The following is a 26,963-nucleotide window of genomic DNA, read 5'->3' as shown; positions in this document are numbered from 1 at the left end:
CTACCGGTTCGCCGCCGCGGAGGCCTGTGCCTGGCCGCGGCGGTGGATCTGGTTGACGGTGAACTGGGCCAGGTCGTCGCCGGTGCGGAACACCTTGGTGTCCTTGGTGGTGACGTTCTTGCCGCCGGTGAAGCCGCTGATCGTGAAGTAGGCGTAGCGGCCGTAGGCGTTCGTGGTCGTCCGGCAGATCGCGGAGTCGCAGAAGTTCTTGATGCCCTTGCCGGCCAGGGAGTTCACCAGGTTCTTCTCGCTGCCCGCCTGGGACTTGACCTTCGTGGCCTGCGCCTCGTCGTCGAAGACCGCGACACCGACCGTGACGGCGATGTCGCCGTTGACGTAGCTCACCCGCATCAGCCGGCTGCAGCCGTTGGCCGTGAGGATCTTCGGCAGATTGCCGCCGGTGGCCGAGGCGCAGTTCCTGGTGTCGGCGGTGGCGCCCTTCTTGTACACCGTCTCGCCCATGGTGAGCTGTGTGCCCGGGAAGAGCGTCTCCGGGCTCAGCGGGGCGGTGTCCTTCTTGGCGCTGGCTATGAAGTCCTTCGGGTCCAGCGGCGGCGGGGCGCTGGTGGGCGCGAAGGACGGTGCCGTGGCCGAGCCGCTGGGCAGGGAGGCGCTGGCGGGCAGATTGGACGGCTTGCCCGAGGCGCCGTTGTCGCCGTTCGCGGAGACCACGGCCATCGCGACGGCCGTGCCGACGCCGATCGTGGCCAGCGCGCCTCCGCCGATGAACAGCAGCCGGCGACGCTTGTTCCGCGTCTCGGACGCCTCGGCGAGCGCGGCCCAGTCGGGGGTGCCGTCGTCACCGCCGCTGTTCCAAGGCTGCTGGGAATTAGGTTTCCAGGGATCCCACTGAGACTGGGGTCCCCCCTGCCCGTAACTCATGGGGCGCATCTTAGACGGGGGGCGGCCGATACTGGAGCGCGAGCGGCGGCATGCGACCTTTGTCCATCGGCATGCCTCGTTTTGACCCGTCCGGGGGCGTCCAGGTAACCTGCTTCTTCGTTGTGTATTGGCTTGCTCATTCTCACGGGACGGGCCCTTACACCGGTTCACCAAACCGATGACCAGCAACCCCACGTACGCGGTATGCGTCGCCGCAGTGGCTCAGGCTGTCGTGATCGTTTCGGTGACCTTGTTTAGGACCATTCACTCGAAGCGAAGGCTACGAACCGTGCGTACGTACAGCCCCAAGCCCGGCGATGTGACGCGCCAGTGGCACGTCATCGACGCTCAGGACGTTGTTCTGGGCCGTCTCGCCACCACCGCCGCGACCCTCCTCCGGGGTAAGCACAAGCCGATCTACGCGCCGCACGTCGACGCTGGTGACTTCGTCATCATCATCAACGCCGACAAGGTGCACCTGTCCGGCAACAAGCGGACCCAGAAGATGGCGTACCGCCACTCCGGCTACCCGGGCGGTCTGCGCTCCGTCCGCTACGACGAGCTGCTGGACAAGAACCCGGAGAAGGCCGTCGAGAAGGCCGTCAAGGGCATGCTCCCCAAGAACTCCCTGGGCCGTCAGATGCTCTCGAAGCTGAAGGTCTACAAGGGTGACCAGCACCCGCACGCTGCCCAGCAGCCGGTGCCGTTCGAGATCACCCAGGTCGCGCAGTAAGTCCGGCCACCCCCTAAGACTGACAGAGAATCTGAGGAGAATCGTGGCCGAGACCACTGCCGAGCAGCCGCTCGAAGAGCTTGACATCGACAGCTACACCACCGAGTCCGAGGTCCCCGTCGAGGGTGAGTACACCTCGGAGTCGATGGCGTCCCGTTTCGGTGAGCCCCAGCCGGCCGCCGGCCTGGGCCGTCGCAAGAACGCCATCGCCCGCGTCCGGATCGTCCCGGGCACCGGCAAGTGGAAGATCAACGGTCGCACCCTCGAGGACTACTTCCCGAACAAGGTGCACCAGCAGGAAGTCAACGAGCCCTTCAAGGTGCTCGAGCTCGAGGGCCGCTACGACGTCATCGCCCGTATCGCGGGTGGCGGCGTCTCCGGTCAGGCCGGTGCGCTCCGTCTCGGTGTCGCCCGTGCGCTGAACGAGGCCGACGTCGACAACAACCGCGGCCCGCTGAAGAAGGCCGGCTTCCTCAAGCGCGACGACCGTGCGGTCGAGCGCAAGAAGGCCGGTCTGAAGAAGGCCCGCAAGGCCCCGCAGTACAGCAAGCGCTAATCACAGCGGCCTGCTCGTACTCCGAACGCCCCGGCGGCACGCCTCTGTGCCGTCGGGGCGTTCGTTTATCCCAGCCCAAGGGCGTATAACGACACAAGACGCTCAAGGGCTTGTGTGATCGGGTGTCGTGGCGTCTGCCATGATTCCCGGCAGCATGGACGCTTCCTCAGGAGGACAAGTGGGACGACTCTTCGGTACGGACGGCGTGCGCGGTGTCGCCAACGCGGACCTGACGGCCGAGATGGCGCTCGGTCTGTCCGTGGCGGCGGCGCACGTGCTGGCCGAGGCGGGCACCTTCGAGGGCCACCGGCCGAAGGCCGTGGTCGGACGGGACCCGCGCGCGTCCGGGGAGTTCCTGGAGGCGGCCGTGGTCGCGGGCCTGGCCAGCGCGGGCGTGGACGTCCTGCGGGTCGGAGTGCTGCCGACGCCGGCGGTGGCGTTCCTGACCGGCGTGCTCGGCGCCGACCTCGGCGTGATGCTCTCCGCCAGCCACAACGCCATGCCGGACAACGGCATCAAGTTCTTCGCCCGCGGGGGCCACAAGCTCGCCGACGAGCTCGAGGACCGGATCGAGTCGGTGTACGAGTCCCACCGCCACGGCGAGCCCTGGGAGCGGCCCACCGGTGCCGGGGTCGGACGGGCGCGTTCGTACGACGAGGGCTTCGAGAACTACGCCGGTCACCTCCTCGGCGCGCTGCCGAACCGGCTCGACGGCCTGAAGATCGTCCTGGACGAGGCACACGGCGCGGCCTCGGGGGTCTCGCCGGAGGTGTTCTCGCGGGCCGGCGCCCAGGTCGTCACGATCGGTGCCGAGCCGGACGGGCTCAACATCAATGACGGCTGCGGCTCCACCCACCTGGAGAAGCTGAAGGCGGCCGTTGTCGAGCAGGGCGCCGACCTCGGCATCGCGCACGACGGTGACGCCGACCGCTGCCTCGCCGTGGACCACACCGGCGAGGAGGTGGACGGCGACCAGATCCTCGCCGTGCTCGCGCTGGCGATGCGGGAACGCTCCGAGCTGCGCTCCGACACCGTCGTCGCGACGGTCATGTCGAACCTGGGCTTCAAGCTGGCGATGGAGCGGGAGGGCATCCACCTCGTACAGACCGCCGTCGGCGACCGGTACGTGCTGGAGGAGATGAAGGAGAAGGACTACGCCCTCGGCGGCGAGCAGTCCGGACACGTGATCATCCTCGACCACGCGACGACCGGGGACGGCACGCTGACCGGGCTGCTGCTGGCGGCACGGGTCGCGCAGACCGGCCGTACGCTGCGGGAGCTGGCGTCGGTGATGGAGCGCCTGCCGCAGATCCTGATCAACGTCCCGGACGTGGACAAGTCCCGGGTGAAGACCTCGGCGGATCTCGCCGCCGCGGTTGCCGAGGCGGAGCGCGAGCTGGGGGAGACCGGGCGCGTGCTGCTGCGTTCCTCGGGGACCGAGCCGCTGGTACGGGTGATGGTCGAGGCGGCCGACATCGACCAGGCCAGGTCCGTCGCCGGACGCCTCGCCGACGCGGTGAAGTCGGCCCTGGGCTGAGCTTCCCGGCCCTCTCGGCTAGGTCTTTTCGACGTTCGGTCGCTGCCGCCGCTGCCTGGCCCAGAACCACTTCTGGGCCAGGAGGGTCAGGATGCCGGCCAGGACGATGCCGAGCAGGTTCAGCAGGAGCTGGTTCGTCGAGCCGACCGTCTGGGCGGTGTCGCCGTAGGCGAGGGCGACGGCCGCGTTGGCGGCGGCGGGCACGGTCGTCACCGAGATGGCCACGCCCACCAGCGCGCCCGACTTGGCGGAGGTCAGGGACAGGGTGCCGGCGATCCCGGCCAGCACCGCCACGACGAACGAGAAGGCGTCGGGGGCGTAGACGAACGCCGTGTTGGGGCGCTCGCCCTCCAGCCCCGACCGGTGGAAAAGCCCGATGGCGTCCATGAAGAGACTGAAGCCGACCGTCACCGCCATCGCCGCCGCGAAGCCCACGAGCAGCGCGGTCACCGAGCGCAGCGCCAGGCGCGGGCGGCGCTGCACCAGGGCCGTGCAGATGCCGGCCAGCGGACCGAACTCCGGGCCGACCGCCATCGCGCCCACGATCAGGACGGCGTTGTCCAGCACCACGCCGCAGGCCGCGATCATGGTGGCCAGGGTGAGGAACGCGACGTAGGTGACCGACAGGGTCGACTCCTCGTGCGTCGCCTCCGTCAGGTGCTCCCACAGCACCGCGTCCGCGGCCTCGCCGGGCGCCTCGTCCTCGGCCTTCTCGGCCCGCCGGGACAGCGACAGGTCGATGTTCTCGACCGCGATGGAGCCCGTCCGTTCCAGGTCCAACCGCTGCAGGGCGCTGAGGAGTTCGTCGCCCGCCTCGCGTGCCACGTCGCACTGGACGACGTCCCCGGCGGGGTCGCGGGCGGCGCCCGGCAGCACCACGAGATGGGCGGTGCCGACCGTCGTCCCGATCAGCCGCACCACCTCGTCCGTCTTCTCGGCCGGGGTGATCAGGCGCAGATGCAGCATGGCGCCTTTCTAACAGGCTTCCATGCACACGTCATACCTGGGCCGGCCGTGTCCGCAACCTAGAGCTTGCGCAGCCGCAGCCGCTGCACCTTGTGGTCGGCGCCCTTGCGGACGACGAGGGTGGCGCGGCCGCGGGTGGGCGCGATGTTCTCGACCAGGTTGGGTTTGTTGATCGTGCGCCACAGGGTGCGGGCGTAGTCGAGGGCCTCGTCCTCGGACACCTGGGTGTACTTGCGGAAGTACGAGTCCGGTTTCTGGAAGGCGGTCCGGCGCAGCTTCCTGAAACGGCTGAGGTACCAGCTCTCGATGTCCTCGGCGCTCGCGTCGACGTACACGCTGAAGTCGAAGTAGTCGGCGAGGCCGACCCGGGTGCGGCCGTCCTTTCCGGGCAGGGCGGGCTGCAGCACGTTGAGCCCTTCGACGATCAGGATGTCCGGGCGGCGCACGGTGAGCCGGCTGTCCGGGACGATGTCGTAGATCAGGTGGGAGTAGACGGGGGCCGTCACCTCGTCCTTGCCCGCCTTGATGTCGGCGACGAAGCGGGTCAGCGCCCGGCGGTCGTACGACTCGGGGAAGCCCTTGCGCGACATCAGGCCGCGGGACTCCAGCTCCCTGGTGGGCAGCAGGAACCCGTCGGTCGTCACCAGTTCGACGCGGGGGTGCTCGGGCCAGCGGGACAGCAGGGCCTGCAGCAGCCGGGCGACGGTGGACTTGCCGACCGCCACCGAACCGGCGACGCCTATCACGAACGGGGTGCCGGACTGTGAACCCTGTTCGCCGAGGAAGGTGTTGAGCGCGCTTCGCAGGCCGTCCGTGGCGCCGACGTAGAGGTTGAGCAGACGCGACAGCGGGAGGTAGATGTCCCGCACCTCGTCGAGGTCGATGACGTCGCCGAGTCCGCGCAGCTTCTCCACCTCCTCGGCGGTGAGCGGCAGTGGCGTCTTGTCCCGCAGCGCACTCCACTCGGCACGCGTGAGGTCGACGTAGGGAGTCGCCTCCGGCCTGGACCGGTGGGCGCTCCTGGGCATCGGGGAGACCGGTGAGATCACAGTCCATTGTTAACGGAGTTTGAACAGGGGTGCGGGGTGGGGTGCGTCACGTGGACCGTCCGCCGGCCCCGAAGGCGGTCCCCCTCCGCATGGTGGGAGGGGGACCGCGACGGGTTCCGAGCAGCTTGCCGCGGCAGCCTCCTCGACGGCCTTCACCAGGCCGCCCGCGAGGTCGTACGCGTTCTCGCGGTAGAAGCCGAGTTGAGTGTGGAACGCCTCCTCCGACGCGAACATGCTGTGCACGGACAACAGGACGGCATGCAGGATGTGCAGGTCTTCCAGCGAGAGAACCACCTGATCGCCACTGCTCACCCTGGCGTGCAGCTGCTCAAGGCGCTCCCTGCCACACCCCGCCCACACGGTGAGGGCGGGTTCGCCCTCCCGCCGATAGGCCAGCCACGGCAGCAACTCGTCGAGGAGAGCACGCTGGGCTCCGACGAAGCGAACGGAGTACTTCGTGCCCTCCCGCCGCACGATCGGCTTGGCCCTCACGGGGTGCCGCCCCCGGGGCTCTTGAGGACGAGGCGACTCTCTTGTATGCCCCTCTCCCACTGCTCGACGGTGTACTGATAAGCGTGGATGTTGTAGGCCAGATCCTTCAGGTTGTGCCCGATTCCCGGGATCTCGTGGTCGAGGGAGTTCGCGGTTCCGTCGTGCATGCGCTGGGCGTTGTAGTCCACGCCTTCGGCGATGTCCAGGCCGTAGCGGGACTCGATCTCCTGGTAGAGGGCGTCGTCGAGGAGGCTGTCGCAGCCGCGTATGGAATGGTCAGGTTCCGCACGCGCGGCGACACGATAGGCGCAGGTGGCTCCGGCCGTACAGGTGTTCTGGTCCGCGGAGTGGGTCTTGGCGTGAAACCCGCCGACCCCGGGCCCGCCGCGGCCCCGGCCCTGGAAGCCCGACGTCGCTAGAAGATTCTGTGTTCTTCCGGTGGGTGTCCGGTGTTCCAGCAGGTCGGATTCTGTGGCGGAAGGCGGCTTGAATTCGCCCTCTGGGATCGGGCCCGCCACCCCGGGCGACCCCTTCGTGCACCGGTGGGAATTTCTGATTTCGGGCACGCGGCGGCTCTTTCGGGGGGCCGGTCGCCCGTAGGCTGCGGCACATGTGCGGAATCGTGGGATACGTGGGGTCGCAGTCGGCGCTCGATGTCGTGATGGCCGGGCTGAAGCGGCTGGAGTACCGGGGTTACGACTCGGCGGGTGTCGCCGTGCTCGCGGACGGCGGGCTGGCCGCGGGAAAGAAGGCCGGGAAGCTGGTCAACCTGGAGAAGGAGCTCGTCGACCGGCCGCTGCCGTCGGGTACGACGGGTATCGGCCACACGCGCTGGGCCACCCACGGCGGGCCCACGGACGCCAACGCCCACCCGCACCTCGACAACGCGGGCCGGGTCGCCGTCGTGCACAACGGCATCATCGAGAACTTCGCGGCGCTGCGGGCCGAACTGGCCGAGCGCGGGCACGAGCTCGCGTCCGAGACGGACACCGAGGTCGTCGCGCACCTGCTGGCGGAGGAGTTCTCGTCCAGCGCCGATCTCGCCGAGGCCATGCGGCTGGTGTGCCGGCGCCTGGACGGCGCGTTCACGCTGGTCGCGGTGCACGCCGACGCGCCGGACGTGGTCGTGGGCGCCCGCCGCAACTCGCCCCTGGTGGTGGGCGTCGGCGAGGGCGAGGCGTTCCTGGCCTCCGACGTCGCCGCGTTCATCGAGCACACCCGCTCGGCGATCGAGCTGGGCCAGGACCAGGTGGTGGAGCTGCGCCGGGACGGGGTCACGGTGACCGGCTTCGACGGCCGTCCCGCCGAGGTGCGTTCGTACCACGTGGACTGGGACGCGTCGGCCGCCGAGAAGGGCGGCTACGACTACTTCATGCTCAAGGAGATCGCCGAGCAGCCCAAGGCGGTCGCCGACACCCTGCTCGGGCGCATCGACACGGCCGGCTCCCTGACGCTGGACGAGGTCCGGATCACGCCGTCGGAGCTGCGCGAGGTGGACAAGGTCGTCATCGTCGCCTGCGGCACTGCCTTCCACGCCGGCCTGATCGCCAAGTACGCCATCGAGCACTGGACGCGCATCCCGTGCGAGGTGGAGCTGGCGAGCGAGTTCCGCTACCGGGACCCCATCCTCGACGGGCGCTCCCTGGTCATCGCCATCTCCCAGTCCGGCGAGACCATGGACACCCTGATGGCGCTGCGGCACGCCCGCGAGCAGGGCTCCAAGGTGCTGGCGATCTGCAACACCAACGGCTCGACGATCCCGCGTGAGTCGGACGCGGTGCTGTACACCCACGCCGGGCCGGAGGTGGCCGTCGCCTCCACCAAGGCGTTCCTGACCCAGTTGGTGGCGTGCTACCTGGTGGCCCTGTACCTGGGCCAGGTGCGCGGCACCAAGTGGGGCGACGAGATCAGCGCCGTCATCAAGGACCTGTCCCACATCGCCGGCGCCGTCGACCGGGTGCTGGAGACCATGGAGCCGGTACGGGCGCTCGCGCGGTCGCTGGCCGGCAAGAACACGGTGCTGTTCCTGGGCCGGCACGTGGGCTATCCGGTCGCCCTGGAGGGCGCGCTCAAGCTCAAGGAACTCGCCTACATGCACGCCGAGGGCTTCGCGGCGGGTGAGCTGAAGCACGGTCCGATCGCGCTGATCGAGGAGGACCTGCCCGTCGTGGTGGTCGTGCCGTCGCCGCGCGGCCGGTCGGTCCTCTACGACAAGATCGTCTCCAACATCCAGGAGATCCGGGCGCGCGGGGCACGGACGATCGTGATCGCGGAGGAGGGTGACGAGGCGGTGGTCCCCTACGCCGACCACCTGATCCGCATCCCGGCCACGCCCACCCTGCTGCAGCCGCTGGTGGCCACGGTGCCGCTCCAGGTCTTCGCCTGCGAGCTGGCCACGGCCCGGGGCAACGAGGTCGACCAGCCGCGGAACCTGGCGAAGTCCGTCACGGTGGAGTGACCTGCCCACGGCCGCGCACCCGCGCCCCATAGGGTCTGCCCATGAGCATCATCGGGGTCGGTATCGACGTCGCCGAGATCGATCGGTTCCGGGCGTCGCTGGATCGGACGCCTGGGCTGGCCGATCGGCTGTTCGTCGACAGTGAGTTGCTGCTGCCCAGCGGGGAGCGGCGCGGCATCGCGTCCCTCGCGGCCCGGTTCGCGGCCAAGGAGGCGCTGGCCAAGGCGCTGGGCGCGCCGCCGGGGCTGCACTGGACCGACGCCGAGGTGTACGTCGAGGACAGCGGTCAGCCGCGGCTGCGGGTGAGGGGGACCGTCGCCGCCAAGGCGGCGGAGCTCGGGGTGCGCTCCTGGCACGTGTCTCTCAGCCACGACGCCGGGATCGCCTCGGCCGTGGTGGTCGCCGAGGGCTGAGCGCCACGGGTGGCTCCGGCAGGCCCCGGGTGTGGCGGACGGCCTTTCCGGGGCAGACTCCAAGCCATGCGTACTGCGTACAGCGTGGAGACGGTGAGGGCGGCCGAGCGGGAGCTGATGGCACGGCTGCCGGAGGGGGCGCTGATGCAGCGGGCCGCCGCCGGGCTGGCCGCCGCCTGCGCCGACCTGCTCGGGCGGGTCTACGGCCGGCGGGTGGTGCTGCTCGTCGGCAGCGGGGACAACGGCGGCGACGCGTTGTACGCGGGCGCCCGGCTGGCGCGGCGGGGCGCGGGCGTCACGGCCGTACTGCTGGCGCCGCCCGAGCGCACCCACCCGGGCGGTCTCGCGGCGCTGCGCCGCGCGGGCGGCTCCGTCACGGCGCCCGGCCGCGCCGAGGAGTGGATCGCGCGGGCCGACCTCGTGGTGGACGGCGTCGTCGGCATCGGCGGCAAGGGCGGGCTGCGGCCGGAGGCCGAGGCACTGGCGGACGCGGTCGGGCGGTCGGGGGCCGCCGTCGTCGCGGTGGACCTGCCGAGCGGGGTGGAGGCCGACACCGGGGAGGTGCGGGGCGCGGCGGTCCGCGCCGACCTCACCGTCACCTTCGGTACGCACAAGCCGGGGCTGCTGATCGACCCGGGGCGCGAGTACGCCGGAACCGTGCGGCTGGTCGGCATCGGTCTCGTCCTGCCGCCCGTCGCCGAGCTGGAGGCGCTGCAACACGCGGACGTGGCACGGCTGTTGCCGCGCCCGGCGGCGGAGAGCGACAAGTACCGGCGGGGCGTGGTCGGGATCGCCGCCGGGTCGGCGCGCTATCCGGGGGCCGCCGTGCTGGCCGTCTCCGGGGCGCTGCGCGGCGGGGCCGGCGCCGTGCGGTACGTCGGGCCCGCCGCGGACGCGGTGATCGCCCGGTTCCCCGAGACGCTCGTGTCCGACCAGGGCCCGGCGAAGGCCGGCCGGGTGCAGGCGTGGGTCGTCGGACCCGGTGCCGGGGACGACGCGGCGACCGTGGCGGAGGTGCTGGACACCGATGTGCCGGTGCTGCTCGACGCCGACGGGCTGCGGCTGGCGGAGCGGGACGCGGTGCGCGGACGTACGGCGCCGACGCTGATGACCCCGCACGCGGGGGAGGCGGCGGCGCTGCTCGGGGTGCGCCGGGAGGAGGTCGAGGGGGCCCGGCTGGCCGCGGTGCGGGAGCTGGCGGCGGTGTACCGGGCGACCGTGCTGCTGAAGGGCTCGACGACGCTGGTCGCCGACCCGCGGGGCGGCGCGGTGCGGGTGAACGCCACGGGCACGGGCTGGCTGGCCACCGCCGGGAGCGGTGACGTGCTGTCGGGGCTCGCCGGTTCGCTGTTGGCCTCCGGGCTGTCCGCGCTGGACGCGGGGAGCGTGGCGGCGTATCTGCACGGGCTGGCCGGACGGTTCGCCGCTTCGGGGGCGCCGGCCGGGGCGCACGACATCGCGGAGCGGCTGCCCCAGGCGTGGCGGGACGTCCGGGACGCCCTGGGCTGAGCACCGTGAGGAAGACGAAGGGCCGGCGCACCGTGGGGGAGGCGCGCCGGGCCCTCGCCGGCCTCCGGGTCAACGCACCGTGAAAGCGGGTGACTTGCCGGTGATCGGGGTGATGGTGCCGAGCAGGTTCCGGGCGTCGCCGTGGTACACGATCCGGTACGTACCGGGGGTGGTGTCCTGCGGGATGTCCCAGGTGATGGTGACATTGGAGGCGGCGACGCCGTAGCGCTCCCAGTGGAACCTGGTCACCCAGTCGCCGTCGTCGGCGATCCGGTGCCAGGTCCCGCCGGAGTCCTGGCGCTGGATCTCCAGGTATGTGCCGCCCCGGTGCAGGTCGTTGCCCGGGTGGGCGCCCGCGAAGACGGCCCGGGCCCGGTCGCCGGCCCGGTAGCCGTCCTGGGGCGTCTCCAGCACGTCCCCGAACGACTTGAGGACCGGCGGCGCGTCCAGCACCACCCCGGGCTGCAGGGAGAGCGCCTTGCCGGACAGGTCCGGTGCCTTGGGGCCGAGGGGCACCTGGGTGCCGTCGCGCAGCGCGGTGGCGAGGGCGGCCGCCGTCTGCTGCAGCGCCGGGAGCTGCCAGCGGCCGAACAGGGTGCTGCCGCCCTCGTACTGCTGGGAGTCGTACTCCTCGGGGGTGGTCAGGTAGTGGAAGTAGGAGTTGGCGTATCCGGCGACCAGTACGTCGTCGAGGTCGGCGCCGACGATTCCGGCGACCGTGCGCCGCAGCCGCAGGCCCGCGCAGATGGTGACCTCGCCCGGGATGCCGACGAGATACAGCCGGCCGATGCGCACCAGCATCACCGGCACCCGTTCCTGCACCCACGGGTAGACGCGGTTCATCTCCCCGATGGGCACGAAGACGTCCTTCGGTGCCTGCGCCTCCCTCAGCTCCGGCGAGACGGTGTAGATCACGGAGTCGGACACCGCGTCCCAGAAGGGGTTCTCGCCCTCCTCGAACCCGGGGAAGGCCGGCCCGTCCTCCATGCTCCCGGCGGCCATGGAGGCGCCGATGCAGGGCTTCGAGGTGCGGTGGGTCCGCCCGTCGCCGGTGAACTCGGGGCGCACCGTGACGTCGGACAGGTCGATGTACACCAGCCGGGAGTCCACCGGGCCGGACAGCCTGACGCCCGGCTGGTGCAGCTGCGCCGCGGCGGCCTCGTACTGCCGGAGCCCGCTGGCGTGGGTGTGGGCGAAGTCCTCCGGTGTGGTCGGCGGCTTCAGGTCGAGATTGGGGGACATGTCGCCGCTGTTGGTCTGGGCGAACGCCGAGACGAACGCCGGGGAGCCGTCGGCCAGGTAGTCGACGCCGCTGACCTCCCGCTCCCAGTGGTAGGCGGCGAACCCCTTGTTGTCGGCGCTGATCAGGCGGTTGTCCCCGGACATGCTGGTGCCGTGCACCGGGAACCAGTTGATGGCGCCCACCGCCCGGCCGGCCCGCTCCACCCGCAGCAGCGCGGTGTGCGGATCGACGGCGTCCGGGAAGTGGTCGCGGTCGGCCTTCGGGTTGCGGTCGAAGGCCACCCGGGAGCGGTTGGCGCTGGCCCCGGTCAGGGTCCCGTGGCTGAGGACGAGGTCGGACGGTGCCAGGTCGTCGTGGGCACGCCGGGCGGCCTCGACGAGACCGTCCGCCACGGCCTCGAAGGTCTTGCGGTGGAACCCGAACGTGGTCGCGTTGTACAGCAGATGGTGCGAGTAGCCGCCGGGACCGGCGTGGGTGTGGGTGGCGGTGATGAGCACGTTCTGCTCGGTGTAGAGGTCGCCGTACCGCGCGGCGAGTCGCCGCAGCACCTCCTGGTGCACGCTCTCGAAGATCATTGGCGAGTCCGCGACGATCAGCATGACGCGCCGGCCGGAGGCCCGGTCCACCACCACGAACCCGCGGGCCCGCAGCCGGGTGTGCAGTCCGGCGGCCTGCTGGTCGAACCGGCCGTAGCCCATCATGCCGACCTCGGCGACCTCGCCGGTGGCGTCGGCGACGCCCCGCCCGACGAGGTAGGCGGTGTCACCACCGGACGGCGTGTCAGCCTCGGACGACGTGCCGCCGGCGGTCGCGGCGCCGGCCGGGCCCGGGCCGGCCAACTGGGCGCCCGCCAGGCCGAGGCCGGTGAGGGCCCCCGCCGCCAGGACAGTGCGCCGGCTGCGGTCGGGGCGTTCCGTGGACATCTGCTGCTCCTCGGCTCGGTGGGGGGAGTACGAACGCGAAGTACGAACACGCCAGGAACTTGAACAATGTTCAAGTTTTCCGTGCGCCATTGCTACACCTGCCGCCGCGGACGCCGCAAGACTCGTGCGGCAACCTCCACGCGGTCGTCGTGCCTTCGCCGCGACGTCCGCGCGGGCGCCCTTCGGCGGCCTTCGGCCGGTGCGCCCGGGGGCCGCCGTGGTCCTCTGAGACACTGGGGGCGCCATGAGTGAGACTGTTGCTGAGCCGACCGCGCCTCTGCGGGCCCGGGCCGAGATCGATCTGGCCGCCCTGCGCGCCAATGTGCGGGTCCTGCGGGCCCGGGCGAAGGGCGCGGCCCTGATGGCCGTCGTCAAGTCCGACGCGTACGGCCACGGGGCGCTGCCGTGTGCCCGCGCGGCCGTCGAGGCGGGCGCGACCTGGCTCGGCACGGCCACACCGGAGGAGGCGCTCGCGCTGCGCGCCGCCGGTCTGGACACCCGCGTCCTGTGCTGGCTCTGGGTGCCCGGCGGTCCCTGGCGGCAGGCGGTGGAGGCGGACGTCGACGTCGCCCTCAGCGGGATGTGGGCGCTGCGCGAGGTCACCGAGGCCGCCCGGCAGGCGGGCCGGCCCGCGCGTGTGCAGCTCAAGGCCGACACCGGGCTCGGGCGCAACGGCTGCCAGCCCGCCGACTGGCCCGAACTGGTCGGCGAGGCCCTGCGGGCCGAACGCGAGGGCCTGCTCCGCGTCACCGGTCTGTGGTCGCACTTCGCCTGCGCCGACGAGCCCGGGCATCCGTCCATCGCCGCCCAGCTCACCCGATTCCGGGAGATGGTGGCGTACGCCGAGGGGCAGGGCGTGCGCCCCGAGGTGCGGCACATCGCCAACTCCCCGGCCACGCTGACCCTTCCGGAGACCCACTTCGACCTCGTCCGGCCGGGCATCGCCATGTACGGCATCTCGCCCAGCCCGGAGATCGGCGCCCCGGCGGACTTCGGCCTGCGCCCGGTGATGACGCTGAGCGCGTCGCTGGCGCTGGTCAAGCACGTCCCGGCCGGACACGGCGTCAGCTACGGCCACCACTACGTCACCCCGGGCGCGACCACCCTCGGTCTGGTCCCCGTCGGCTACGCGGACGGCATCCCCCGGCACGCCTCCGGCACCGGACCGGTGCTGGTGGACGGCAAGTGGCGGACCGTCGCGGGGCGGGTGGCCATGGACCAGTTCGTGGTGGACCTCGGCGGGGACGAGCCCGAGGCCGGTGCGGAGGCGGTGCTGTTCGGTCCCGGTGACCGCGGTGAGCCCACCGCCGAGGACTGGGCGCAGGCGTGCGGCACCATCGCGTACGAGATCGTCACCCGGATCGGAACGCGTGTCCCCCGCGTCCATGTGAACGGGCAACAGGAGGGGTAACCCCTTCAGGGGGGTGGACACCCACGCCGGTTACTCCTGCCCCCACTGGTAACACGGACAACATCGGCACCACCCGTACCATCTCGGCACCACCCGTTTCACCCACCCAGCGAACTGCAGTACGGCGAAGAGGAGCGGAAGTGAGCGAGAGCAGTGCGGAGGCTCTGGTGGACGCCGTCGCCTCGGCGGCCGTCGCCACCTCCGCAGCGGGGGCGGCCGGCAACTGGCGCAGGACGACCGGCATCGCCGGTGCCGCGATAGGCGTCCTGGCCGCGGGCGCGGCCGCCGGGGTGGCCGTCGAGCGGATGACCGTGGGCCGCGGGATGCGCCGCCGGGCCCGGCTCGTGCTCGACTCGGCCGGCCCCTACGGCACCCTGCGCGGCACCCCGGGCAAGGCGCACGCCGACGACGGGACCGAGCTGTACTACGAGGTCGACGACGTGGACCCGGACCCGGGTCCGAACGTCTCCCCGCGCCGCCGCAGGCTCTTCGGCCGCAAGGCCCCCGCCCCCGTCACCGTCGTCTTCTGCCACGGCTACTGCCTCAGCCAGGACTCCTGGCACTTCCAGCGGGCGGCGCTGCGCGGGGTCGTGCGCACCGTGCACTGGGACCAGCGCAGCCACGGCCGGTCCGGACGCGGGGTGGCCCAGACCCAGGACGGCGTGCGCCTCACCATCGACCAACTCGGCCGCGATCTGAAGGCCGTCCTCGACGCGGCCGTGCCGGACGGGCCGATCGTGCTGGTCGGGCACTCCATGGGCGGGATGACCATCATGGCGCTGGCCGCCCACTTCCCGGAGCTGATCCGCGACCGGGTCGTGGCCACCGCGCTCATCGGTACCTCCTCCGGGCGGCTCGGCGAGGTGAACTTCGGGCTGCCGGTGGCGGGCGTCAACGCGGTGCGCCGGATACTCCCGGGCGTGCTGAGGGCGCTCGGGCAGCAGGCGGAACTGGTGGAGAAGGGGCGCCGGGCCACCGCCGACCTGTTCGCCGGGGTCATCAAGCGGTACTCGTTCGCGTCCCGGGACGTCGACCCCGCCGTGGAGCGGTTCGCCGAACGGATGATCGAGTCGACGCCGATCGACGTGGTCGCCGAGTTCTATCCGGCCTTCACCGAGCACGACAAGACCGAGGCTCTCCTCTGCTTCCGTGACTTCCCGGTGCTGGTGCTGGCCGGGGTGCAGGACCTGGTCACGCCCAGCGAGCACAGCGAGGCCATCGCCGACCTCCTCCCGGACGCCGAACTGGTGCTCGTGCCGGACGCCGGGCACCTGGTGATGCTGGAGCACCCCGAAGTGGTCACCGACCGGCTGGCCGACCTGCTCACCCGCGCGGGCGCCGTGCCGGCAGGGGCTACGGTAAGTGGCTATGGAACAGCCAGCAGCACCAGCAGTACCGCACGACCCCGCTGAGATCCGGCTGACCATCACCTCTCCCGAGCAGATGCGGGAGCTGGGCCGCCGCCTGGCCAAGCTGCTGCGCTCGGGTGACCTGGTGATGCTCAGCGGCGAGCTGGGCGCGGGCAAGACGACGCTGACCCGGGGGCTCGGTGAGGGACTCGACGTGCGCGGCGCGGTCACCTCGCCGACGTTCGTGATCGCCCGGGTGCACCCCTCCCTCGGCGACGGGCCGCCGCTCGTCCACGTGGACGCCTACCGGCTCTCCGGCGGCCTCGACGAGATGGAGGACCTCGACCTCGACGTCTCCCTGCCCGACTCGGTGATCGTCGTGGAGTGGGGCGAGGGCAAGGTCGAGGAGCTGACCGAGGACCGGCTCCAGGTCGTCATCCACCGGGCCGTCGGCGACACGACCGACGAGGTCCGGCAGGTGACGGTCACCGGGCTCGGGGAGCGGTGGGCGAGCGCGGATCTGGGCACGCTCGCGGCCTGACCGGAGCCACTTTCCGACAAGGCGTCGGTAACATATTGCGCAGGATGTCCCGGGCGTGGTCACATGGTGTCCCGCTCGCTGTCAGGCATACCTAACCGCGCCCGCCCCCGCACTTCAGGAGGCGTCCATGTCCGCTTCTCGGTCCACGGAGCCGCCGGTCGAGCCGCCCGTGTTCGGCGGGGTGTCGATGCGTGAGCTGCTGGCGTCGTGCGAGGCCGCTCGCGCGGTCTCCCGGCCGCCGTGCGAACCGGCGCCGTCCAGGCCGGAGCACCCGGCGGGGCCGGAGCGACGCCAGGCCGCGTGAGGGGCGTTCCGCCGTGGCCGATCCGCTCCACCCCGCGAACGTCAGCGGATCACCACCACCGGTACGCCGATCGTGGCGAACTTCCACATCGCGTCGCCGTCCTCGCGCCGCTCCCGGATGCCGCCGGTCTTCACCCCGTCCCCCGTGACGGGGTCCCCGCCCCGCACCGCCGCGCTGAAGCCGATCACCACCCCGTCCACGCTGGTGAACCGCACGACGTGCTCGATGGGCAGGCCGTCCGTCCCGGTGACCGCGTTCGAGCGGGACGTGACCCAGTACCTGCCCGCCGGCGGGTCCACGGTGCCGGGGTTCACCCCGAAGCTGCGCTGCACCCGGTTGTGGTCGTCGACCAGCCAGACCCGGTCGTCGTCCACCGAGTACACGACCCGTTCACCCGTTCCGGAACCGCTCGGCAGGGCGCCCGGGTGGAGCCGGTCGCGCGGCGCCTTCCCGGTCGCCGAGGCGGACGCCGCGTTCGGCCCCGGCCTGCCGCTCAGACTCGGCGGAACGGTCGCCTGTGCCTGGTAGGTGAGGTATCCGACGACGCCGATGGCCACCGCGGTGAGGCCGGCCACGATCCCCGAGCTGGTCCCTGCCACGAACGCCCACCTCTGTTTCGCGCCATATGTCGTACTTCGTACGAACCGTAGCAGCCGGTCACCGTCGCACCGGGACGGCGATGCGAGCGGCGCGGGCGCCGTAGGCTGTTCGCGTGCTCTTGCTCGCTCTGGATACCGCCACCCCCGCCGTCACCGTCGCGCTGCACGACGGAACGGACGTCATCGCGTCGTCGAGCCAGGTGGACGCCCGCCGGCACGGAGAGCTGCTGCTGCCGGCCGTCGACCGGGTGCTCGCCGAGGCCGGGCTCAAGCTGGAGGCCGTCACCGGGATCGTCGTCGGTGCCGGGCCCGGCCCCTACACCGGTCTGCGGGTCGGCCTGATGACCGCCGACACCTTCGGCCTCGCGCTCGGCGTCCCGGTGCACGGCGTGTGCACCCTGGACGGCCTCGCCTACGCCGCCGACATCGAGAAGGGCCCCTTCGTCGTGGCGACCGACGCCCGGCGCAAGGAGGTCTACTGGGCGACCTACGCCGACTCCCGCACCCGCCTGACCGACCCGGCCGTCGACCGCCCGGCCGACATCGCCGAGCGGGTCGCCGGGCTGCCCGCGGTCGGCGCCGGCGCGCTCCTCTACCCGGACACGTTCCCGAGCGCCCACGAGCCGGAGCACGTGTCCGCCGCCGCCCTCGCCGGGCTGGCCGCCGAGAAGCTGGCCGCGGGCGAGGAGCTGCCCGCGCCGCGCCCGCTGTACCTGCGCCGCCCCGACGCGCAGGTCCCCAAGAACTACAAGGTGGTCACCCCGAAGTGACGGAGCCTCGACTGCGTGAGATGCGCTGGTGGGACATCGACCCGGTCCTCGGACTGGAGCGGGAGCTGTTCCCTGATGACGCCTGGTCGAGGGGCATGTTCTGGTCCGAGCTGGCCCACTCCCGGGGCGCCGAGGCCAACCGGCGGTACCTCGTGGCAGAGGGGGACGGCCGGATCGTCGGGTACGCGGGTCTCGCCGCCGCCGGCGACGTGGGCGACGTCCAGACCATCGCCGTCGCCCGCTCCCACCAGGGCACCGGCCTCGGCGGCCGGCTGCTGACCGAGCTGCTGAAGGCGGCCACCGCCTTCGAGTGCGCCGAGGTCATGCTCGAGTGCCGGGTCGACAACGTCCCCGCCCAGAAGCTCTACGAGCGCTTCGGCTTCGAGCCCATCGGTTTCAGACGCGGCTACTACCAGCCGGGCAACGTCGACGCCCTGGTGATGCGCCTGACCACAGCACCCGACAGCGGCCCCGCCGCGGACCCCCCAGTACAAGGAACCGAGATCAATGGCTGACGAACCCCTCGTCCTCGGCATCGAGACCTCCTGCGACGAGACCGGCGTCGGCATCGTCCGCGGCACCACCCTGCTGGCGGACGCCGTCGCCTCCAGCGTCGACGAGCACGCCCGCTTCGGCGGCGTCGTGCCCGAGGTGGCCTCCCGGGCGCACCTGGAGGCGATGGTCCCGACCATCGACCGCGCGCTGAAGGAGGCGGGCGTCACCGCGAAGGACCTCGACGGCATCGCGGTCACCGCGGGCCCGGGACTCGCCGGCGCCCTGCTCGTCGGCGTCTCGGCGGCCAAGGCCTACGCCTACGCCCTCGGCAAGCCCCTGTACGGCGTCAACCACCTGGCCTCGCACATCTGCGTGGACCAGCTGGAGCACGGCCCGCTGCCCGAGCCGACCATGGCCCTGCTGGTCTCCGGCGGCCACTCCTCGCTTCTGCTGTCCGAGGACATCACCTCCGACGTCCGACCCATGGGCGCCACCATCGACGACGCGGCCGGCGAGGCCTTCGACAAGATCGCGCGGGTGCTGAACCTGGGCTTCCCCGGCGGCCCGGTCATCGACCGCTACGCCCGTGAGGGCGACCCGGCGGCGATCGCCTTCCCGCGTGGTCTGACCGGCCCGCGCGACCCCGCCTACGACTTCTCCTTCTCCGGTCTGAAGACCGCCGTGGCCCGCTGGATCGAGGCCAGGCGCGCGGCCGGCCAGGAGGTTCCGGTCCGTGACGTGGCCGCGTCCTTCCAGGAGGCCGTGGTCGACGTGCTGACCCGCAAGGCCGTCCGCGCCTGCAAGGACCAGGGGGTGGACCACCTGATGATCGGCGGCGGTGTCGCGGCCAACTCCCGGCTGCGCGTCCTCGCCCAGGAGCGCTGCGAGGCGGCCGGGATCCGGCTGCGCGTCCCGCGTCCCAAGCTGTGCACGGACAACGGCGCGATGGTCGCGGCCCTCGGCGCCGAGATGGTCTCCCGCAACCGCGCCGCCTCCGACTGGGACCTGTCCGCCGACTCCTCGCTGCCGGTGACCGACCCGCACGTGCCCGGGCGGAACCACGACCATGTGCACGAGGTCGGCGAGGAGAACCTGTACTCGTGACGGTCACCCTGATGTGGGAGGCCCGGGCCGTCGCCGGCCGGGGCGCGGAACTGCTGGACTGGGCGCGTGCGCAGGACCTCGCCCGCGAGCCGCTGCGCCGGGAGACCTTCCGGGCTCCGCAGGACCGGGTCCTGGTCATCACCTGGTGGGACGCGCCGTACGACGCCGAGCTCCCGGAACTGCCCGAACCGGACGGCACCCTGGTGACGCGGGTGGTCCACCGGTGGCGGTTCGAGGCGGTGGACGCGGAAGCGGAACGCTGAGGTGGCGCGCGGACCCGTTCTCGCGCTATGATCATCACACGCGAACGGCCGGAACAACGGTCCGAACGCAGTGCGTTGGTGGTCCAAGGAAAGACGCCCCACTTCCTGTGGGGAGATGCAGGTGCAAGGCCTGCCCGGCGCTCCATCCGACACCCCGTCACCGGATTCCGGTGGCGGGGTGTTCGCGTTCACCCCGCCTCGGTCACCGCCACCTCGCAGCGCAGCATCCGCTCGGGCCCGACCACCCGCACCGGCCCGGTCAGCCGCAGTCGGGCGGTGTGCCGTACCTCCGCGCTGGACGGCCCGAGCCGCAGCTCCAGCGCGCCCGGCTCCACCACACGGGCGCCCGTGCGGTCGGTGAAGGACGACAGGTCGGCGTGGAAGCGGAAGGTCAGCCGGCGGGACTCGCCGGGGGACAGCTCCAGCCGCCGGTAGCCGGTCAGCCGGACGTCCGGGCGGGTCACCGACGCCACCGGGTCGTGCAGATAGAGCTGGACGACCTCGGCGCCCGCGCGGTCACCGGTGTTGCGGACGGTCAGCGAGAGGTCGTACGAGCCGTCCGTGCCGATCTCCGTGACACCGTCGCCGGTGAAGTCCTCCCAGGCGAACGTCGTGTACGAGCGGCCGTGGCCGAAGGGGTACAGCGGGGTCGGGTCCAGGTTGCTGACCTCGCCGGCCAGGCCCAGCGGGGGCTGGAGATAGGTCCAGGGCTGGCCGCCGGGCGCGCGCGGGACGCTCACCGGGAGACGCCCCGAGGGGTTCACCCGGCCGGACAGGACGCCCGCGAGGGCCGGGCCGCCCTCCTCGCCCGGGAAGAAGGCCTGGACGGCCGCGCCCAGCCGGCCGTGCCAGCGGCCCAGCGCGTAGGGGCGGCCGGTGAGCAGGACCAGGACGACCGGCACGCCGGTGGCGACCAGCGCGTCCAGCAACTCGCCCTGGACGCCCGGCAGTCGCAGGTCCGCCACATCGCAGCCCTCGCCGGAGGTGCCCCGGCCGAACAGGCCCGCGCGGTCGCCGAGGACCGCCACGCACACATCCGCCTCCGCCGCCCGGGCCACCGCCTCCGCGAAGCCCGCGGTGTCCGGGTCGCAGACTCCGCAGCCCTCGGCGAACGTCACCTTGGCGTCCGGGAGTTCGGTGCGCAGCGCGTCCAGGACCGTCGGGATCGAGACGCCGAGCGGGACCCCGGGGTGGTGGGGGAGCACATGGGAGGGGAAGGAGTAGCAGCCGAGCATCGCCAGGGCGTCCGCCGCGCGAGGGCCCACCACCGCGATCCGGGTGTCGGGGGCCAGCGGGAGCAGCCCGTCGGGGTTGTCGAGCAGGACCACCGACTCCTCCGCCAGCCGGCCGGCCAGGGCCCGGTTGGCGGCCGAGTCCAGGTCGACGGGGCCGTCCGGCTCCGGCCGCCAGTCCTCGTCCAGCAGGCCCAGCTCGCACTTCTGCAGCAGGACCCGGCGGGCCGCGCGGTCCACCAGCGACTCCGGGACACGGCCCGCCCGTACGGCGGTGACGAGCGGGGTGCCGTAGCACTTCAGGGTCGGCAGTTCGACGTCGATGCCCGCCGCGAGGGCCAGGTGGGCCGCGCCGGCGTCGTCCTCCGCGACCCGGTGCTGACTGCGCAGGAAGCCGATGCCGAAGTAGTCGGCGACTACCGTGCCGGTGAACCCCCACTCGCCGCGCAGGAGTTCGTCGAGCAGGCGGGGGTCGGCGGAGACGGGTACGCCGTCGGTCTCGGTGTAGGAGGCCATCACCGAGCGGGCCCCGCCGTCGCGCAGCGCCATCTCGAACGGCGGCAGGGTCACGTCCGCGAACTCCCGCACGCCCGCCCGTACGGGGGCGAGGTTGCGGGCGCCCACCGAGGAGGCGTACCCGGCGAAGTGCTTGAGCGTGGCGACGACCCCGGCCGACTCCAGACCGCGCACATAGGCCGCGCCGATCGTGCCGACGAGGTAGGGGTCCTCGCCGATGGTCTCCTCCGCCCGGCCCCAGCGGGGGTCGCGGACCACGTCCAGGACGGGGGCGAGGCCCTGGTGGACGCCGACCGAGCGCAGGTCACGGCCGATGTGCCGGCCCAGCTCGGCGACGAGCGCCGGGTCGAAGGCCGCGCCCCAGGCCAGCGGTACCGGATACGCGGTCGCGCCCCAGGCCGTGAAGCCCGCGAGGCACTCCTCGTGGGCGACCGCCGGGATGCCGAATCGGCTCGACCCGGCGATGCGCCGCTGGGCGCGGGCCAGCGCCTGCGCCCCCAGCGCCGGGTCCACGGGGGCGGTGCCGAAGGAGCGGGTCAGCTGGCCGAGACCACGGGTGATCAGTTCGTCCCAGTCGTAGTCGGCGGTCATCTCGCGCTGCAGCGGGGCGACCCCGTCGCCGTCGGTGGCGGCGCCCACCCACACTCCGTAGAGCTGGGCGGTCTTCTCCTCGAGGGTCATGCGGGAGAGCAGGTCGTCGACGCGCGCGGCGGCGGGCAGGGCGGGGTCGCGCCAAGGAGCGGTGGTCATGGAACTCCCGTCGGAAGGGTCGGGACGCCGGGCGGTACCCCGTTCGTCGGCACACTCTCGGGCTCTCGGGCGGTCGGACTCCCGACTCCGCTGACGAATGTTTCGGACAATACTTCGAATGTTCCGGAAACCTATGGCGGGACAACACCTTCGTCAAGAGGTCCCGCAGGGATACGATCGCGGGCATGAAGCCTTCGAAGCCCGCAGAAACGCAGACGGCGACCCTCGCCGAAATCGCCCGGGAGGCCGGGGTCTCCGCTCCGACTGTTTCGAAGGTCCTCAACGGCCGTGCCGATGTGGCCCCGGCGACCCGCACCCGTGTCGAGGAGCTGCTGCGCGCCTACGGCTACCGGCGCCGGCGCGCCGAGGCCTCCCGTTCCCCGCTGATCGACCTGGTCTTCCACGAGCTGGAGAGCGCCTGGGCGATGGAGGTCATCAGGGGCGTGGAGAACGTGGCCCGGGACGCGGGCCTGAGCGTGGTGCTGTCCGAGTCGGCCGGGCGGCTCACCCCGGGCCGCACCTGGGCCGACCAGGTCGCCGCCCGCCGCCCGCACGGTGTGGTCCTGGTGCTGTCCGGCCTCGACGAGTCCCAGCGCGCGCTGCTGACCAGCCGGTCCATCCCGTTCGTGGTGATGGACCCCGCGGGCGACCCGGGTCCGGACGTGCCCTCGATCGGCGCCACCAACTGGCAGGGCGGCCTCGCCGCCACCCGCCACCTGGTGGAGCTCGGCCACACCCGGATCGGTGCCATCAGCGGGCCCTCCCGGATGATGTGCAGCCGGGCCCGCGTCGACGGCTACCGGGCCGCGCTGGAGACGGCGGGGCTGCCGGTCGACCCCTCGCTCGTAGTGACCGGCGACTTCCACCACGACGCCGGCCACCGGCTCGGCCTGGAGCTGCTGCGCCGCCCGGACCGGCCCACCGCCGTCTTCGCGGGCAACGACCTGCAGGCGCTCGGCCTGTTCGAGGCCGCGCGGGAGCTGGGGCTGCGCATCCCGGAGGACCTCAGTGTGGTGGGCTTCGACGATCTGCCGGTGGCCCGCTGGGTGGGACCGCCGCTGACCACCGTGCGCCAGCCGCTGACCGAGATGGCGGAGGCCGCGGCCCGCCTGGTGCTGGAGCTGGGCCGCGCGGACGACGAGCGGGCGGCCACCCGGGTGGAGCTGGCGACCAGCCTGGTGGTGCGCAGCAGTACGGCGGCCCCGGCCGCCGGGTGACATGAGTGGCCGGAAGTTGACGTATTGACGGGTGGGGCGTGCGCCCCCACACTCCTCCGAAGTCAATCGGTTGCACGACCGAAACTTTCGGAGGCCCCCCGCCATGAGAACCTCCAGAACTCCCTTACGCGCCTGTCTGGCCGCCCTGGCCGCCGCCGCGGCCCTGCTCGCGGCCGGTACCGGCACCGCCCGTGCCGCCGACCCGCCGCTGCGCGACCTCGCCGCGGCGAAGGGCAAGGTCATCGGCACCGCGGTCACCGGCTCCAGGCTCACCGGCGCCTACGCGGACATCGCCGGGACGCAGTTCGGCTCGCTCACCCCGGGCAACGCCATGAAGTGGGGTTCGGTCGAGCCCACCCGGGGCAGCTTCAACTGGAGCGAGGCCGACCAGATCGTGGCCTTCGCCCAGGCCCACGGCCAGCAGGTGCGCGGCCACACCCTGGTCTGGCACAGCCAGAACCCGAGCTGGCTGACCAGCGGGAGCTGGACCCCGGCCCAGCTCGGCACCCTGCTGCGGGACCACATCGACACCGAGGTCGGCCGCTACAAGGGCGAGGTGTCCGTCTGGGACGTGGTCAACGAGCCCTTCAACGAGGACGGCACCTACCGCTCGACGATCTGGTACGACGGCCTCGGCTCCGGCTACATCGCCAACGCCCTGACCTGGGCGCACGCGGCCGACCCGGACGCCAAGCTGTACATCAACGACTACAACGTCGAGGGCGTGAACGCGAAGTCCACCGCTCTGTACAACCTGGTCAGGTCCCTCAAGCAGCAGGGCGTGCCGATCGACGGCGTCGGCCTCCAGGCCCACCTGATCCTCGGCCAGGTGCCGGCCACGCTCCAGCAGAACATCCAGCGCTTCGCCGACCTCGGCGTGGACGTCGCCGTCACCGAGCTGGACGTCCGGATGTCACTGCCGGCCGACAGCGCGAAACTGGCCCAGCAGGCGGCCGACTTCAAGTCCGTGACGGCCGCCTGCGCGACCGTGACCCGGTGCGTCAACGTGACGGTGTGGGGCTTCGCCGACTCCGACTCATGGGTGCCGAGCACCTTCCCCGGCTACGGGGCGGCGACGCCGTACGACGAGAACTACCAGCCGAAACCGGCGTACCGCGGCATCGCCGAGGCGCTGGGCGGCGGGGGCGGCACCAGCGAACCGCCACCGACCGGTGCCTGCTCGGCCGCCTACAGCGTGACCAGCCAGTGGAACGGCGGCTTCACCGGCCAGGTGAAGATCTCCTGCTCCGGTGCCTCGCTGCCCTCCTGGAAGGTGAACTGGACGTACGGCGCCGGCCAGCGGATCACCCAGGCCTGGAACGCCACCTGCACCCAGTCGGGCACCGCGGTGTCGTGCGCGAACGCCTCGTACAACGGCTCGGTGCCCGACGGCGGTTCGGTGACCTTCGGGTTCAACGCTTCCTGGAGCGGCAGCAATCCGGTGCCCACGGTGAGCCTCGGATGAGAATTTCCCGAGGCCACCGACTCCTCGGGCTTCCGCTAAGAGTCGTCTAATATCCCGGTCCTACGTTCCTGCCGTGACCGGACACGACGAGAACGGCGACGAAGGCAGAGGGAGGGGCCGGCGGCCCGGCGTACTGAGGGCCGCCGGCCTGCTCCTCGCGGGCGCCCTGGTACTCGGCTCGGTCACCTGACGAAGCTGGGCCGGAGCCTGGAGGGGCTCACCGCGGACCGGGCGCGCACGGTGATGATGCCGGTCGTCACGGCGCCCTCCGACCCCAACCGGGTGGTGGCGGAGGAACCGGCTGCGGGCGAGCCGTGGGCGTCGCTGCGCTGAGCGGCGGGCCCGGTCCGGAAGGCCGGAAGGCCGGAGAAAAGAATTTCCAGGAAATCTCCGCGCGGCTGTCGATCCGGCCGTCTCCCGTTCGACGCATGGGTGAGCGGCGGGGAACGGCCCCGCCGCCCGGACCGAGGAGTCACCATGCCCCGCTACCTGTCGCTCGTGCGCATCGACGAGGCCTCCGCCCCCGCCGAGGGCCCCAGCGAGGAACTGATGCAGCGGATGGGCGAGCTGATCGAGGAGATCACCAAGGCCGGCGTCATGCTCGACACCGCCGGGCTCACCCCCTCCGCCCAGGGCGCCCGGGTGCGCTGGGAGGGCGGGAAGATCTCCGTCACCGACGGGCCCTTCACCGAGTCCAAGGAGGTCGTCGGCGGCTACGCGCTCATGCAGTGCAAGGACATGGCCGAGGCGCTGGAGTGGACCAAGCGGTTCCTGAAGACCCACGAGGAGTTCTGGACCGTCACCTGCGAGGTCCGGGAGATCGCCGAGGGCTGAGCCCTCCTTGGCTCACGGCGGCCCGGGGGTGTTGCATGGTGGGCTGTGGAAGCACAGCCCACCGCGGCACACGCCATCGAGACCGTCTTCCGGCTGGAGTCCCCGCGGGTCGTCGCCGGCGTCGCCCGGATCGTGCGCGACATCGGCATCGCCGAGGAACTGGCGCAGGACGCGCTGGTCGCCGCCCTGGAGCGGTGGCCCCGGGACGGTGTGCCCGACAACCCCGGCGCCTGGCTCATGGCCACCGCCCGGCACCGTGCCGTCGATCTGGTCCGGCGCCGCGAGACCTATGCCCGCAAGCTCGCGGAGATCGGCCGCAGCCTCCCGGACACGGCCCCGCCGCCGGAACCCGCCGACCCGGACGACATCGACGACGACCTGCTGCGGCTGGTCTTCACCACCTGCCATCCGGTGTTGTCCGCCGAGGCCCGCATCGCCCTCACCCTGCGCCTGCTGGGCGGCCTCAGCACGGCGGAGATCGCCCGCGCCCATCTGGTCCCGGAACCGACGGTCGCCCAGCGCATCGTCCGCGCCAAACGCACCCTCGCCACGCGGGACGTCGCCTTCGAGGTGCCGTACGGGCCCGACCGGGAGGCCCGCCTCGGCTCGGTCCTGGACGTCATCTACCTGATCTTCAACGAGGGGTACGCGGCCACCGCCGGCGACGACCTGCTGCGCCCCGGGCTGTGCGAGGACGCCCTGCGGCTGGCCCGTCTGCTGTCCGGGCTGATGCCGAAGGAACCGGAGGTGCACGGCCTCACCGCGCTGCTGGAGTTCCAGGCCTCGCGCACCGCCGCCCGCACCGCGCCCGACGGCACCCCGGTGCTGCTGAAGGACCAGAACCGGCGCCGCTGGAACCGCATGCTCATCGCCCGCGGCATCCGCGCACTCGCCCGCGCCGACGCCTGCGCGACCGGCGCACCCGGCCCCTACGCCCTCCAGGCGGCCATCGCCGCCTGCCACGCGCACGCGTACTCCTACGCGGAGACCGACTGGCGGACCATCGCCACCCTCTACGCCCTGCTCGCCGCCCGTTCCCCGTCGCCGGTCGTCGAACTGAACCGGGCGGTCGCCGTGTCGATGGCCGAGGGCCCGGCCGAAGCGCTCGTACTCGTCGACGCCCTGGCCGCCGAACCCGTCCTGCGCGAGTACCACCTGCTGCCCAGCGTCCGCGCCGACCTGCTGTCCCGCCTCGGCCGCACGGCGGAAGCCCGCGCGGAGTTCGAACGCGCGGCCTCCCTCACCCGCAACGAACGCGAACGCGCCCTGCTGCTGCGCCGGGCCGCCGGGACACGTCCCGGCGGACACGGCGAGATCACTCCTTCGGATGATCAGCAGGCGTAAGGGCGTGC

At 72.2% G+C, this 26,963-nt stretch carries 26 protein-coding genes, 1 tRNA gene and 1 pseudogene; 20 read left to right on the top strand and 8 right to left on the bottom strand.

Annotated elements, in window-relative coordinates; translation table 11 throughout:
- Complete coding sequence (locus AB0924_RS13710; RefSeq protein ID WP_358935488.1) at nucleotides 1-882, bottom strand: hypothetical protein; 882 nt, start codon at nucleotides 880-882, stop codon at nucleotides 1-3.
- Between the two features lie 289 nt (nucleotides 883-1,171).
- Between AB0924_RS13710 and rplM the strand changes: the two genes are divergently transcribed.
- From rplM to glmM, 3 genes are all read left to right on the top strand, one after another.
- Nucleotides 1,172-1,615 carry a 50S ribosomal protein L13 gene (rplM, locus tag AB0924_RS13705; protein WP_067055815.1) on the top strand — a complete coding sequence of 148 codons (444 nt, stop codon included), beginning with the start codon at nucleotides 1,172-1,174 and terminating at the stop codon, nucleotides 1,613-1,615.
- A gap of 43 nt (nucleotides 1,616-1,658) precedes the next feature.
- Nucleotides 1,659-2,171 carry a 30S ribosomal protein S9 gene (gene rpsI / locus AB0924_RS13700; RefSeq protein WP_004927169.1) on the top strand — a complete coding sequence of 171 codons (513 nt, stop codon included), beginning with the start codon at nucleotides 1,659-1,661 and terminating at the stop codon, nucleotides 2,169-2,171.
- Nucleotides 2,172-2,349: 178 nt separating this feature from the next.
- The gene (gene glmM / locus AB0924_RS13695; RefSeq protein ID WP_366911463.1) at nucleotides 2,350-3,708 is read left to right on the top strand and encodes a phosphoglucosamine mutase; all 1,359 of its coding nucleotides are present in this window, start codon (nucleotides 2,350-2,352) and stop codon (nucleotides 3,706-3,708) included.
- A gap of 18 nt (nucleotides 3,709-3,726) precedes the next feature.
- Here the strand turns inward: glmM and AB0924_RS13690 are convergent, their stop codons facing one another.
- Genes AB0924_RS13690 through AB0924_RS13675 form a run of 4 tightly spaced genes read right to left on the bottom strand, consistent with a single transcriptional unit; the run spans nucleotide 3,727 to nucleotide 6,733 of the window.
- The gene (locus AB0924_RS13690) at nucleotides 3,727-4,674 is read right to left on the bottom strand and encodes a DUF389 domain-containing protein (RefSeq protein ID WP_358935483.1); all 948 of its coding nucleotides are present in this window, start codon (nucleotides 4,672-4,674) and stop codon (nucleotides 3,727-3,729) included.
- Nucleotides 4,675-4,733: 59 nt separating this feature from the next.
- Complete coding sequence (gene coaA, locus AB0924_RS13685) at nucleotides 4,734-5,702, bottom strand: type I pantothenate kinase (RefSeq protein WP_358935502.1); 969 nt, start codon at nucleotides 5,700-5,702, stop codon at nucleotides 4,734-4,736.
- Between the two features lie 30 nt (nucleotides 5,703-5,732).
- Complete coding sequence (locus AB0924_RS13680) at nucleotides 5,733-6,215, bottom strand: hypothetical protein (RefSeq protein WP_366911462.1); 483 nt, start codon at nucleotides 6,213-6,215, stop codon at nucleotides 5,733-5,735.
- Entirely contained in the window at nucleotides 6,212-6,733 is a 522-nt protein-coding gene (locus AB0924_RS13675) for a hypothetical protein (RefSeq protein ID WP_366911461.1), read from the bottom strand. The genes AB0924_RS13680 and AB0924_RS13675 overlap by 4 nt, the downstream gene beginning before the upstream one ends.
- Before the next feature lie 92 nt (nucleotides 6,734-6,825).
- On the opposite strand from AB0924_RS13675, the gene glmS reads away from it, so the two are divergent.
- From glmS to AB0924_RS13660, 3 genes are all read left to right on the top strand, one after another.
- Nucleotides 6,826-8,673 carry a glutamine--fructose-6-phosphate transaminase (isomerizing) gene (gene glmS, locus AB0924_RS13670; RefSeq protein ID WP_358935477.1) on the top strand — a complete coding sequence of 616 codons (1,848 nt, stop codon included), beginning with the start codon at nucleotides 6,826-6,828 and terminating at the stop codon, nucleotides 8,671-8,673.
- A 41-nt stretch (nucleotides 8,674-8,714) separates the two neighbouring features.
- Nucleotides 8,715-9,086: a holo-ACP synthase gene (locus AB0924_RS13665; RefSeq protein WP_358935475.1), complete on the top strand. Its 372-nt coding sequence runs from the start codon at nucleotides 8,715-8,717 to the stop codon at nucleotides 9,084-9,086.
- Between the two features lie 66 nt (nucleotides 9,087-9,152).
- Nucleotides 9,153-10,595, top strand: coding sequence for an NAD(P)H-hydrate dehydratase (locus tag AB0924_RS13660; protein ID WP_366911460.1), 1,443 nt, complete (start codon nucleotides 9,153-9,155; stop codon nucleotides 10,593-10,595).
- Between the two features lie 69 nt (nucleotides 10,596-10,664).
- Here AB0924_RS13660 and AB0924_RS13655 read toward each other — a convergent pair whose 3' ends face one another.
- Entirely contained in the window at nucleotides 10,665-12,761 is a 2,097-nt protein-coding gene (locus AB0924_RS13655; protein ID WP_366911459.1) for a neutral/alkaline ceramidase, read from the bottom strand.
- Nucleotides 12,762-13,005: 244 nt separating this feature from the next.
- Between AB0924_RS13655 and alr the strand changes: the two genes are divergently transcribed.
- The 4 genes from alr (at nucleotide 13,006) to AB0924_RS13635 (ending at nucleotide 16,366) form a co-directional block, all read left to right on the top strand.
- Nucleotides 13,006-14,172 (top strand): alanine racemase, encoded by a 1,167-nt coding sequence (alr, locus tag AB0924_RS13650; protein ID WP_358935469.1) that lies wholly within the window; start codon nucleotides 13,006-13,008, stop codon nucleotides 14,170-14,172.
- A 140-nt stretch (nucleotides 14,173-14,312) separates the two neighbouring features.
- The gene (locus AB0924_RS13645; protein WP_358935467.1) at nucleotides 14,313-15,584 is read left to right on the top strand and encodes an alpha/beta hydrolase; all 1,272 of its coding nucleotides are present in this window, start codon (nucleotides 14,313-14,315) and stop codon (nucleotides 15,582-15,584) included.
- Complete coding sequence (gene tsaE, locus AB0924_RS13640) at nucleotides 15,541-16,062, top strand: tRNA (adenosine(37)-N6)-threonylcarbamoyltransferase complex ATPase subunit type 1 TsaE (protein WP_358935465.1); 522 nt, start codon at nucleotides 15,541-15,543, stop codon at nucleotides 16,060-16,062. Before AB0924_RS13645 ends, tsaE begins: the two co-directional genes overlap by 44 nt.
- A 127-nt stretch (nucleotides 16,063-16,189) precedes the next feature.
- Nucleotides 16,190-16,366 carry a hypothetical protein gene (locus tag AB0924_RS13635; protein WP_358935463.1) on the top strand — a complete coding sequence of 59 codons (177 nt, stop codon included), beginning with the start codon at nucleotides 16,190-16,192 and terminating at the stop codon, nucleotides 16,364-16,366.
- A gap of 41 nt (nucleotides 16,367-16,407) precedes the next feature.
- Here AB0924_RS13635 and AB0924_RS13630 read toward each other — a convergent pair whose 3' ends face one another.
- On the bottom strand, nucleotides 16,408-16,965 hold the full coding sequence (locus tag AB0924_RS13630) for a hypothetical protein (protein WP_358935461.1): 558 nt from the start codon (nucleotides 16,963-16,965) through the stop codon (nucleotides 16,408-16,410).
- 113 nt (nucleotides 16,966-17,078) lie between these two features.
- Here AB0924_RS13630 and tsaB point away from each other — a divergent pair, with 113 nt between their 5' ends.
- The 5 genes from tsaB (at nucleotide 17,079) to AB0924_RS13605 (ending at nucleotide 19,742) form a co-directional block, all read left to right on the top strand.
- Complete coding sequence (gene tsaB, locus AB0924_RS13625) at nucleotides 17,079-17,735, top strand: tRNA (adenosine(37)-N6)-threonylcarbamoyltransferase complex dimerization subunit type 1 TsaB (RefSeq protein WP_358935459.1); 657 nt, start codon at nucleotides 17,079-17,081, stop codon at nucleotides 17,733-17,735.
- A gap of 20 nt (nucleotides 17,736-17,755) precedes the next feature.
- Entirely contained in the window at nucleotides 17,756-18,250 is a 495-nt protein-coding gene (gene rimI, locus AB0924_RS13620; RefSeq protein ID WP_358935500.1) for a ribosomal protein S18-alanine N-acetyltransferase, read from the top strand.
- Entirely contained in the window at nucleotides 18,243-19,334 is a 1,092-nt protein-coding gene (tsaD, locus tag AB0924_RS13615) for a tRNA (adenosine(37)-N6)-threonylcarbamoyltransferase complex transferase subunit TsaD (protein ID WP_358935457.1), read from the top strand. The genes rimI and tsaD overlap by 8 nt, the downstream gene beginning before the upstream one ends.
- Nucleotides 19,331-19,597 carry a hypothetical protein gene (locus AB0924_RS13610; RefSeq protein ID WP_358935455.1) on the top strand — a complete coding sequence of 89 codons (267 nt, stop codon included), beginning with the start codon at nucleotides 19,331-19,333 and terminating at the stop codon, nucleotides 19,595-19,597. The genes tsaD and AB0924_RS13610 overlap by 4 nt, the downstream gene beginning before the upstream one ends.
- Nucleotides 19,598-19,669: 72 nt before the next feature.
- Nucleotides 19,670-19,742 (top strand) — tRNA-Gly (locus AB0924_RS13605).
- A gap of 43 nt (nucleotides 19,743-19,785) precedes the next feature.
- Here AB0924_RS13605 and AB0924_RS13600 read toward each other — a convergent pair.
- The gene (locus AB0924_RS13600) at nucleotides 19,786-22,095 is read right to left on the bottom strand and encodes a glycoside hydrolase family 3 N-terminal domain-containing protein (protein ID WP_366911458.1); all 2,310 of its coding nucleotides are present in this window, start codon (nucleotides 22,093-22,095) and stop codon (nucleotides 19,786-19,788) included.
- Nucleotides 22,096-22,280: 185 nt separating this feature from the next.
- On the opposite strand from AB0924_RS13600, the gene AB0924_RS13595 reads away from it, so the two are divergent.
- The 5 genes and pseudogenes from AB0924_RS13595 (at nucleotide 22,281) to AB0924_RS13575 (ending at nucleotide 26,955) form a co-directional block, all read left to right on the top strand.
- Nucleotides 22,281-23,312 carry a LacI family DNA-binding transcriptional regulator gene (locus tag AB0924_RS13595; RefSeq protein WP_358935451.1) on the top strand — a complete coding sequence of 344 codons (1,032 nt, stop codon included), beginning with the start codon at nucleotides 22,281-22,283 and terminating at the stop codon, nucleotides 23,310-23,312.
- A 103-nt stretch (nucleotides 23,313-23,415) separates the two neighbouring features.
- Complete coding sequence (locus AB0924_RS13590; RefSeq protein ID WP_366911457.1) at nucleotides 23,416-24,777, top strand: endo-1,4-beta-xylanase; 1,362 nt, start codon at nucleotides 23,416-23,418, stop codon at nucleotides 24,775-24,777.
- A gap of 186 nt (nucleotides 24,778-24,963) precedes the next feature.
- A pseudogene (locus tag AB0924_RS13585) lies at nucleotides 24,964-25,110 on the top strand (LytR family transcriptional regulator); the annotation flags it as partial.
- Between the two features lie 144 nt (nucleotides 25,111-25,254).
- Entirely contained in the window at nucleotides 25,255-25,611 is a 357-nt protein-coding gene (locus AB0924_RS13580) for a YciI family protein (protein WP_358935446.1), read from the top strand.
- Between the two features lie 45 nt (nucleotides 25,612-25,656).
- The gene (locus AB0924_RS13575; protein ID WP_366911456.1) at nucleotides 25,657-26,955 is read left to right on the top strand and encodes an RNA polymerase sigma factor; all 1,299 of its coding nucleotides are present in this window, start codon (nucleotides 25,657-25,659) and stop codon (nucleotides 26,953-26,955) included.
- Nucleotides 26,956-26,963: the final 8 nt, after the last annotated feature.

This window comes from Streptomyces sp. NPDC047869 (assembly GCF_040704065.1).
GTDB lineage: Bacteria > Actinomycetota > Actinomycetes > Streptomycetales > Streptomycetaceae > Streptomyces.
This window is presented reverse-complemented; position numbering and strand designations above follow the sequence as displayed.